This window comes from Streptomyces sp. B1866 (genome assembly GCF_031932565.1).
GTDB lineage: Bacteria > Actinomycetota > Actinomycetes > Streptomycetales > Streptomycetaceae > Streptomyces.
This window is the reverse complement of sequence record NZ_JAVSCF010000254.1, coordinates 1-9,027: the sequence shown is the minus strand read 5'-3', so window position 1 is coordinate 9,027 and position 9,027 is coordinate 1. Positions and strand designations below refer to the sequence as shown.

The window sequence follows — 9,027 nt, the reverse complement described above, 5'->3', positions numbered from 1 at the left end:
TGACGGCGGCGGGCCGGGGACGGGCCGCGGCGCGGCGCGGCGGACATCGGACCTGTGGCGTGGTGCCATGGACGGCGGGCGCGGAGCGCCCCGGCGGGGTCGCGCGACGGCGGGGGAAGCCGCCCGCGCGGGCGCCATAACAGATCGGATGAATATGGAGCGGCGTTTCCGGGATGAGGCTGCGAGCACCACCCCGGGAAGCCGTAGGCTGGGGGCGCACAGCATGCACGGCATGAGGAACGGCGAGCCGGTGGCGGCAGGGGTTCCCCGCACGCGCCGGTCGGAAGGAGGCGCTGGGTGATCGAGCTTGAGGGAGTTCCCGAGCTGATCGACCCGGTCATGATCTGTGCCTTCGAGGGCTGGAACGACGCCGGGGACGCCGCCTCCACGGCGGTCGGGCACCTGGACCGGGAGTGGAAGGGCGAGGTCTTCGCGGCGCTCGACGCCGAGGACTACTACGACTTCCAGGTCAACCGGCCCACCGTGTCGCTGGACGGCGGGATCCGCAAGGTCACCTGGCCCACCACGCGGCTGTCCGTGGTCCGGGCGAGCGCCGGCGACCGGCCGCGCGACCTGGTGCTGGTGCGGGGCATCGAGCCGAGCATGCGCTGGCGGTCGTTCTGCAACGAGATCCTGGGGTTCGCCCACGAGTTGGGCGTGGAGATGGTCGTGGTCCTGGGGGCGCTGCTCGGCGACACCCCGCACACCCGGCCGGTCCCGGTCAGCGGGGTCACCTCCGACCCGGACCTGGCCGACAGCCTGGATCTGGAGGAGACCCGCTATGAGGGCCCGACCGGCATCGTCGGCATTCTCCAGGAGGCGTGCTCGCACGCGGGCGTGCCCGCCGTGAGCCTGTGGGCGGCCGTCCCGCACTACGTCTCCCAGCCGCCGAACCCCAAGGCGACGCTGGCGCTGCTGAACCGCCTCGAAGACCTGATCGGCATCCGCGTCCCGCTCGGCGAGCTGCCGGAGGACGCGCGCGCCTGGCAGCTCGGCGTCGACCAGCTCGCCGCCGAGGACAGCGAGGTCGCCGAGTACGTCCAGTCGCTGGAGGAGGCCCGGGACACCGCCGACCTGCCGGAGGCGTCGGGCGAGGCCATCGCCCGCGAGTTCGAGCGCTACCTGCGGCGGCGCGACGGCCAGCCCGGGCCGGGCGGCCACGCCACCGAGGGCGGCGGCGTGGCGGACGGCAGGGAGGGCGGCGCGTACCGGCGCGACACCCCGGGCGGCGGGCCCGCGCGCCCGCGCAGGACCCCGCCGAAGGACGAGACGCCGGACGGCGCGGAGGACCGCGGCGACGGCGAGGACCGCCCGGAGGAGCGGGGCTGAGCCCTGCGGGCGGCGCCTGACGACGCGGTACGGCCCGCCCGGGTGCCCGGGGCGGGCCGCGGGTGGTCGGACCGGTGCCGTCGGGCCGAGCCTCGGCGCCGTCGGGCCGGTCCGGAGCGCCGAACCGCCTTCGGGCCCTCGCGGCTCCGGGGCGCGCGTCCGGGCCCGTACGCGCGCGTGCCGCCGTACAGGCATGTGCCGCGCGTACGGCCCGTGCGAGTGGGCCGGACGCGTACGGGCCGCCAGGGGCGCGTACGCGTCCGGCCGCCCTACCGGCGGGGCGGGCCCGTGCGGCTCACAGCGCCACGCCCAGCAGCGCGTCGACGGCGCGTGAGACGACGCCGGGCGCCCCCTCGTCCGTCCCTCCGCCCGACCGCTGCGCCTCGGCCCAGCGGTCGACGGCGGCGAGCGCGGCGGGCGTGTCGAGGTCCCGCGCGAGCGCGTCGCGGATCTCCTCCACGAGCGCGCCGGCCGGGGGCCCGTCCGGGCGGGACACCGCGGCGCGCCAGCGGCCGAGGCGGTCCACGGCCTCCCGCAGCACCTGGTCGGTCCACTCCCAGTCCGAGCGGTAGTGCCGGGAGTGCAGGGCCAGGCGGATGGCCGCGGGGTCCACGCCGTCGCGGCGCAGCGCCGAGACGAAGACCAGGTTGCCCTTCGACTTCGACATCTTCTCGCCGTTCAGGCCGACCATCCCGGCGTGCACGTACGCCTTCGCGAACGGCCGCTCGCCGGTGAGGACCTGGGCGTGCGAGGCGCCCATCTCGTGGTGCGGGAAGGCGAGATCGGAGCCGCCGCCCTGCACGTCGAAGCCCATGCCGAGGTGGTCCAGGGCGATGGCGACGCACTCGATGTGCCAGCCGGGCCGCCCGCGTCCGAGCGAGCCGCCGTCCCAGCTCGGCTCGCCCGGGCGGGCGGCCATCCACAGCAGCGGGTCGAGCGGGTTCTTCTTGCCGGGGCGGTCCGGGTCGCCGCCGCGCTCGGCGGACAGCAGCCGCATCGCGCCCGCGTCGAGCCGGGAGACCGACCCGAAGGACGGGTCGGACTCCACGGAGAAGTAGACGTCGCCTTCCAACTCGTAGGCGGCGCCCGCGTCCCGCAGCCGCTCGACCAGCGGCACGATGCCGGGGATCGCCTCGACGGCGCCGATGTAGGCGCGCGGCGGCAGGATCCGCAGGGCCGTCATGTCCTCGCGGAACAGCGCGGTCTCACGCTGCGCCAGGGCCGTCCAGTCGTCACCGCTGGCCTGGGCGCGCTCCAGCAGGGGATCGTCGATGTCGGTGACGTTCTGTACGTAGTGAACCTGCCGCTTGGTGTCGAGCCACACGCGCTGGACGAGGTCGAACGCGTTGTAGGTCGCCGCGTGTCCCAGGTGGGTGGCGTCGTACGGCGTGATGCCGCAGACGTAGATGCGGGCGACGGGGCCGGGATCGAGAGTGATCAGTCTCCCGGTCGCGGTGTCGTGGATCCTCAGGTCACGGCCACTGCCGGGCAGGGCGGGAACCTCTGAAGCGGGCCAGGCATACATGCTTTGAGCGTAACCGGACACACGTTCCGGATACGAACGGGAGTGGCGCTTCGTGACTGCCGGGGACCCTCGCGCGGCGCCCGCGGACGCCGTCCGGTCGCGCGGCGGGCGCGCGCACCGGTTCAGATCGGCGGCCAGGGAATGGCCGGCCACCGGCCGCCGGGCTCGGGGTGCCGCCCGGTGCGCAGCAGCGCGGCGACCCGCGCGCGCAGCGCGTCCAGCTCGGCGCCGGTGATCAGCCCGGCCAGCCGGGCGGCGAGCGGGCCGCCGCCGGCCAGCTCCGCCGCCAGCCGCCCCAGGACCTCCCGCGCCTCCGCGGGCAGCGGCTCGCCCGCCCAGCCCCACAGCAGCGTGCGCAGCTTGTCCTCCGCGTTGAAGGTCACACCGTGGTCGATCGCGTACAGCCCGCCGTCGGCGGTCGGCAGCAGGTGGCCGCCCTTGCGGTCACCGTTGTTGATCACCGCGTCCAGGACGGCGAGGCGGCGCAGCCGGGGGTCGTCGGCGTGCACCAGCAGAGCCGTGCGCCCGTCGCCCACCTCGGCGTGCCCCACGGCCTTCCAGCCGGGCCCGGGCTCGTCGCCGTCGACGAGCGCGAGCAGCCGCGGCGCCCGGTCGTCGTCCTCGCCGTCGGCCGCCTCGATCCACAGCTGGCACATGCCCGGCCCGTACGGCCCGTCGCGCAGCACGGTGGGCGGGATCAGGCCCCAGCCGGTCGCCTCGGACAGCTCGTACGCCGCGACCTCACGCTGGGCGAGCGTGCCGTCGGGGAAGTCCCACAGCGGCCGCTCCCCGGCCACCGGCTTGTACACGCACGGCAGGCTGTTGCCGTCCCCGGCGACGGTGCAGAACAGGACCGCGTTCGACGCCTCCCGGACCTGGCCGCGCACCGTCAGCTCGCCCCGCGCCAGCAGCTCCGCGGCAGGCGGCGGCCCGGTCGGCGGCCCCTCCGACGGGCCGTCCGGCGGGCCGGAGGGCCCGTCCCCGGCGGGCTCCGCGGACGCGGACGCCGCGGGGAGACGGCCGGCGGCGGCCGCCCGCGCGGGCGGCGTCAGGCCGCTCCGCGGCGGTATCCGTTCTGGCGCGGACATACGTGTCCCTCCGGGTCGAGCGGCAGACTGCACAGCGGGCACGGCGGGCGGCCGGCGTTGACGACCTCCATCGCGCGCTTGGCGAAGGCGCGCGCCATGGTGCCGGTCAGCCGCACCCGCAGCATCGGCGGCCCGTTCGTCTCGTCCTGGAGCAGCCGTTCCTCGGCCTCCGCGAGGTCCTCCTCGGACTCCGCGTCCAGCTCCACGATCGCCTGGGCCTCCACGATCATGCGCTGCTCCTCGGCGTCCCAGGCCAGCGCCATGGTGCCGACCCGGAACTCCTCCTCCACGGGAGCGTCGAGCGGCGCGGTGTCGGTCATCTCGGAGGGTGCGACGGCCGGCACGGGCGCGCTGCCTCCGGTGCGCCGCACGACCTCGTCCAGCAGCTCGTCGATCCGCTCGGCGAGTGCCGCGACCTGGGTCTTCTCCAGCGCCACGCTGGTGGTCCGGCCGCCTCCGGACGCCTGGAGGAAGAAGGTTCGGCGGCCCGGCAGCCCGACCGTACCGGCGATGAAGCGGTCCGGTGGGTCATAGAGGAACACCTGACGGGACAACGTCCTGCTCCATTTGCTGTGAGGACTGGGCTGTGGTCTGGGCTGTTTCGATGGACTGCGCTGGGTCGGAACTGCTGGTGCCTGGTGCCGGTCCGGCCTGCCGGGGCCGTGGTCGGTGACATGCCCGCAGCCGGCCGAGGGGCCCGGCCGGCGCGCTCCCGCGCACGGTCGCCACGGCGGAGGGCCACCGCTGCACCACCCTACTGCGCCCGGCGATCACGGTGTTCCCGCGTCACCGCCCACCGTGGCCTGTCCGGACGGCTCCTGCCGCGGCTCCTCGCGCGGCGCCAGGCTCCCCAGGTCCCCCGTCTCGCCGAGCCGCACCACGAAGGGCCGCAGCGGCGTGTAGCGGATGGCCGTGACCGAGCACGGTTCGACGGAGATGCGCTGGAAGAGGTCGAGGTGCATGCCGAGCGCGTCGGCGACGACCGCCTTGATGATGTCGCCGTGCGAGCACATCAGGTAGACGGCGCCGGCGCCGTGCTGCTCCTCGATCCGGGCGTTCCAGTCGCGGACCGCCTCGACCGCGCGCGCCTGCATGGCCCGTACGGACTCCCCGCCCGGGAAGGCGGCGGCGGACGGGTGCTGCTGGACGACGGTCATCAGCGGCTCGTCGGCCAGCTCCGCGAGCTTGCGCCCCGACCAGTCCCCGTAGTGGCACTCGCCGATCCGCTCGTCCGTGTGCAGCGGCAGCGCGGGCCGGGTGTCGAGCAGCGGGGCGAGGGTCTCGCGGCAGCGCTGGAGCGGGCTGGCGACTGCGGCGGCCAGCGGCAGGGCCGCGAGGCGCGCGGGCAGGGCGGCGGCCTGGGCCGCCCCGTGGTCGTCGAGGGCGATACCGGGGGTCCAGCCCGCGAGCACTCCCGCGGTGTTGGCGGTGGACCGGCCGTGCCGGACGAGTATCAGCGTGGGCATGGCTGCCACCCTACGGCCGTGCGGCCGCGCCGACACCGCGCCGCCTGCCGTGCGCGGGGCTCCCCGGGCACGGTGTCCCCCTTGCGCGGGGCTCCCCGCCCGCCGTGCTCCCCGTGCGTTCTGCCCGCGAGAGCGGCAGAATGCGCGGGTGATCGTGGACTGCGCCATCTACCGCGACGGGTGCCGCGTCGAGGGGCCCGCCGACTTCTCCGATGCCCTGGACCAGGCGCGGGCGGCCGGGAACGCCTTCCTGTGGATCGGCCTGCACGAGCCGACGGAGAAGGAGTTCGAGCTGGTCACCAGCGAGTTCGGGCTGCACCCGCTGGCCGTGGAGGACGCGCTGACCGCGCACCAGCGGCCCAAGCTGGAGGTCTACGAGGACTCGCTGTTCCTGGTGCTCAAGCCCGTCCTGTACGACGACGCGGAAAGCACCGTTACGGGTGGTGAGCTGATGGTGTTCGTCGGTGACTCCTTCGTGGTGACCGTGCGGCACGGCGCGGCCAATCCGCTGCGCGAGGTGCGCGAACGGCTGGAGCGCAGCCCGGACGTGCTCCAGCACGGTCCGACGGCCGTGATGTACGCGGTGTCCGACGCGGTGGTCGACCACTACCTGGACGTCGCGGACGAGCTGCACATCGACCTGGAGGAGCTGGAGGCGGAGGTGTTCGCGCCGGACGCCGGCCGGGTGTCGCGGACGGCGGGGAGGATCTACGCCTTCAAGCGGCAGGTGCTGGAGTTCCGCCGGGCGGCGGGCCCGCTGGCGGAGCCGATGGCGCGGCTCGCGCGGGCGGGCGTCCCGTTCGTGCACGCCGGCTCGCAGCCGTTCTTCCGGGACGTCCACGACCACCTCACGCGCGTGAACGAGCACGCCGACAGCTTCGACCGGCTGCTGTCGGACGTTCTGTCGGCGCACCTGGCGCAGATGGGCGTACGGCAGAACGACGACATGCGCAAGATCTCGGCCTGGGCGGCGATGGTGGCCGTCCCGACGATGATCGCCGGGATCTACGGCATGAACTTCCACGACATGCCCGAGCTGCGGCAGCCGTGGGGCTATCCGGCGGCCGTCGCGCTCATGGCGGCGCTGGTCGCCGGGCTGTACCGCTTCTTCAAGCGGCGCGGCTGGCTCTGATCCGGCCCGGGCCACCGGCCGCGCGTCCCAGGGACGTACGCGGGCCCGCCGCGGCCGCGTGCCGGCCCGTACGGGCCGCAGCGGGCCGGCGGGCGTTCAGGCCAGCCCGGCGCGCTCCAGGGCCTCGACCCCCGCGCGCAGCCCGGTGATCCGCTCCTCGCGCGTGAAGCCCGCGGGCGACAGGGACAGCGTGGTGACGCCCGCCTCCGCGTACGCGCGCATGCGGTCGGCGATCCGCTCGACCGGGCCGATGAGCGCGGTGGAGTCGATGAGCCGGTGCGGGACGGCGGCGGCCGCGCCCTGCTTGTCGCCGGCCAGGTAGCGCTCCTGGATCTCGGCGGCCTCCTTCTCGTACCCCAGGCGGCGGGCCAGCTGGTTGTAGAAGTTCTGCCGGGCGCTGCCCATCCCGCCCACGTACAGGGCCGTGTACGGGCGGAAGTGGTCGGCCAGCGCCGGGACGTCGTCGCCGACGGCGAAGGGGACGGTGGGCACGACGTCGAAGCCGTCCAGGGTCAGGCCCGCCTTCTCGCGGCCCGCGCGGAGCGACGCCAGGGTGGTCTCCTCGGCCTGTTCGGGCAGGAAGAACAGCAGCAGCGCGCCGTCGGCGATCTCGCCGGTCTGCTCCAGGTTCTTCGGGCCCATGGCGGCGATGTAGAGCGGCACGCGCTCGCGCACCGGGTGCACGGTGAGCTTGAGCGGCTTGCCGGGGCCGCCGGGCAGCGGCAGGGTCCAGTGTTCGCCCTGGTGGGTCAGGCGCTCGCGGGCCATGGCCTTGCGGACGATCTCCACGTACTCGCGCGTGCGGGCGAGCGGCTTGTCGAACCGCACGCCGTACCACCCCTCGGACACCTGCGGGCCCGACACCCCGAGGCCGAGCCGGAAGCGGCCCTGGGAGAGCGTGTCGAGGGTCGCGGCGGTCATCGCCGTCATGGCCGGAGTGCGGGCGGGGATCTGGAAGATGGCCGAGCCCACGTCGATGCGCTCGGTCCGGGCGGCCACCCAGGCGAGGACGGTCGCGGCGTCGGAGCCGTAGGCCTCGGCGGCCCAGCACACCGCGTAGCCGAGCCGGTCGGCCTCCCGGGCGACCGCGAGGTTGTCCGCGTCCATCCCGGCGCCCCAGTAGCCGAGGTTGATTCCGAGCCGCACGGCACACCCCTTAGTCGTCGCTGTCCTGCTTGCCCGTCGCTGTCCTGTCCGCTGATGCGGTTACCCGGCAACCCTTCCGGTACCACCTGCCACCCGGGTCCTACTTGCGGGTAACCCCCGGTGCGAGGACTGTATCGCGGGCTCGCGCGGGAACGTAAGCACCGGCGCACGCGTGTGCGGGACTTGGGGTTGTCCACAGGCCCGAGCGCCCCCCGCGGCCCGGCCAGTAACCTCAACGGCCATGGAGCTAAGGCATCTCGGCCGCACGGGCCTGCGCGTCTCCCGGATCGGGCTCGGCACGCTCACCTGGGGGCGGGACACCGACGAGCGGGACGCCGCGGACCAGCTCAAGGCGTTCTGGGAGGCGGGCGGGACGCTGGTCGACACCGCCGACGTGTACGCGGACGGCGGCGCCGAATACCTCCTGGGGCGGCTCGTGGAGGACCTGGTGCCGCGCCGCGACCTGGTGATCGCCACGAAGGCGGGCAGCGTCCCCGACCCGGACCGCCGCTTCGACGGCTCGCGCGGCCACCTGCTGGCCGCGCTCGACGCCTCGCTGGAGCGGTTGGGCACCGACCACGTCGACCTGTGGCAGGTGCACGCCTTCGACCCGGACACGCCGCTGGAGGAGACGCTCCAGGCCCTGGACATCGCGGTCGCCAGCGGGCGGGCGCGCTACGTCGGCGTGTCCAACTTCTGCGGCTGGCAGCTGGCGAAGGCCGCCACCTGGCAGGCGGTCTCGCCGCGGGCCCAGACCCGGCTCGCCAGCACCCAGATGGAGTACTCGCTGCTCCAGCGCGGCATCGAGCGCGAGGTGCTGCCCGCCGCCGCGGACCTGGGGCTGGGCGTGCTGCCGTCCTCACCGCTCGGACGCGGCGTGCTCACCGGCAAGTACCGGCGCGCCACACCGGCCGACTCGCGCGGCGCCTCCCCGCACCTGGCGCCGTTCGTCGCCCCGTATCTGGACGAGGAGGCCGGGCGGATCGTGGAGGCGGTCGCCACCGCGGCCGACGGCCTGGCGACCACGGCGCTCGGCGTGGCGCTGGCGTGGGTGCGGGACCGGCCGGGCGTGACGGCTCCGATCGTCGGCGCGCGCACCGCGCGGCAGCTTGAAGCCGCGTTGTCAGTGGAGGCCCTTACGCTGCCTGACGAGATCAGCAAGGCGCTGGACGACGTGTCGGCGCCCGTGCACCGCTACCCCGACCACGACTGGAGCACGCTGTGAGCACCGACCGCGCAGGCTTCGCCGACCGCCTCGCCGAGGGCGCCGCGCCCGGGCCCGGGCCGCAGGCGCCGGCGGCCGAGCGCGGCGGCGGTCCCCCGGCGGCGGCAGGCGACGGC

8 protein-coding genes are annotated in these 9,027 nt (G+C 75.1%); 3 read left to right on the top strand and 5 right to left on the bottom strand.

The features are described 5' to 3' along the window. Window positions 1-297 precede the first annotated feature (297 nt). A complete protein-coding gene (locus RKE29_RS24695; protein ID WP_312007826.1) occupies window positions 298-1,329 on the top strand; it encodes a PAC2 family protein in 1,032 nt (343 codons plus the stop codon). A 295-nt stretch (window positions 1,330-1,624) separates the two neighbouring features. Here RKE29_RS24695 and mshC read toward each other — a convergent pair whose 3' ends face one another. The 4 genes from mshC to RKE29_RS24675 form a co-directional block, all read right to left on the bottom strand. Then, a complete protein-coding gene (gene mshC, locus RKE29_RS24690) occupies window positions 1,625-2,854 on the bottom strand; it encodes a cysteine--1-D-myo-inosityl 2-amino-2-deoxy-alpha-D-glucopyranoside ligase (RefSeq protein ID WP_312007824.1) in 1,230 nt (409 codons plus the stop codon). 122 nt (window positions 2,855-2,976) lie between these two features. Continuing rightward, window positions 2,977-3,942, bottom strand: coding sequence for an SCO1664 family protein (locus tag RKE29_RS24685; protein ID WP_312007822.1), 966 nt, complete (start codon window positions 3,940-3,942; stop codon window positions 2,977-2,979). Then, the gene (locus RKE29_RS24680; RefSeq protein WP_312007821.1) at window positions 3,903-4,496 is read right to left on the bottom strand and encodes a DUF3090 domain-containing protein; all 594 of its coding nucleotides are present in this window, start codon (window positions 4,494-4,496) and stop codon (window positions 3,903-3,905) included. Before RKE29_RS24680 ends, RKE29_RS24685 begins: the two co-directional genes overlap by 40 nt. A 216-nt stretch (window positions 4,497-4,712) precedes the next feature. After that, window positions 4,713-5,408, bottom strand: a complete 696-nt coding sequence (locus RKE29_RS24675) for an MSMEG_4193 family putative phosphomutase (RefSeq protein ID WP_312007820.1) — start codon at window positions 5,406-5,408, stop codon at window positions 4,713-4,715. Window positions 5,409-5,556: 148 nt separating this feature from the next. On the opposite strand from RKE29_RS24675, the gene corA reads away from it, so the two are divergent. Beyond that, the gene (gene corA, locus RKE29_RS24670; protein ID WP_312007819.1) at window positions 5,557-6,540 is read left to right on the top strand and encodes a magnesium/cobalt transporter CorA; all 984 of its coding nucleotides are present in this window, start codon (window positions 5,557-5,559) and stop codon (window positions 6,538-6,540) included. A gap of 96 nt (window positions 6,541-6,636) precedes the next feature. Here the strand turns inward: corA and RKE29_RS24665 are convergent, their stop codons facing one another. Next, window positions 6,637-7,686 (bottom strand): LLM class F420-dependent oxidoreductase, encoded by a 1,050-nt coding sequence (locus RKE29_RS24665; RefSeq protein WP_312007818.1) that lies wholly within the window; start codon window positions 7,684-7,686, stop codon window positions 6,637-6,639. 241 nt (window positions 7,687-7,927) lie between these two features. On the opposite strand from RKE29_RS24665, the gene RKE29_RS24660 reads away from it, so the two are divergent. Then, a complete protein-coding gene (locus tag RKE29_RS24660; protein ID WP_312007817.1) occupies window positions 7,928-8,911 on the top strand; it encodes an aldo/keto reductase in 984 nt (327 codons plus the stop codon). The last annotated feature ends 116 nt before the right edge of the window (window positions 8,912-9,027 follow it).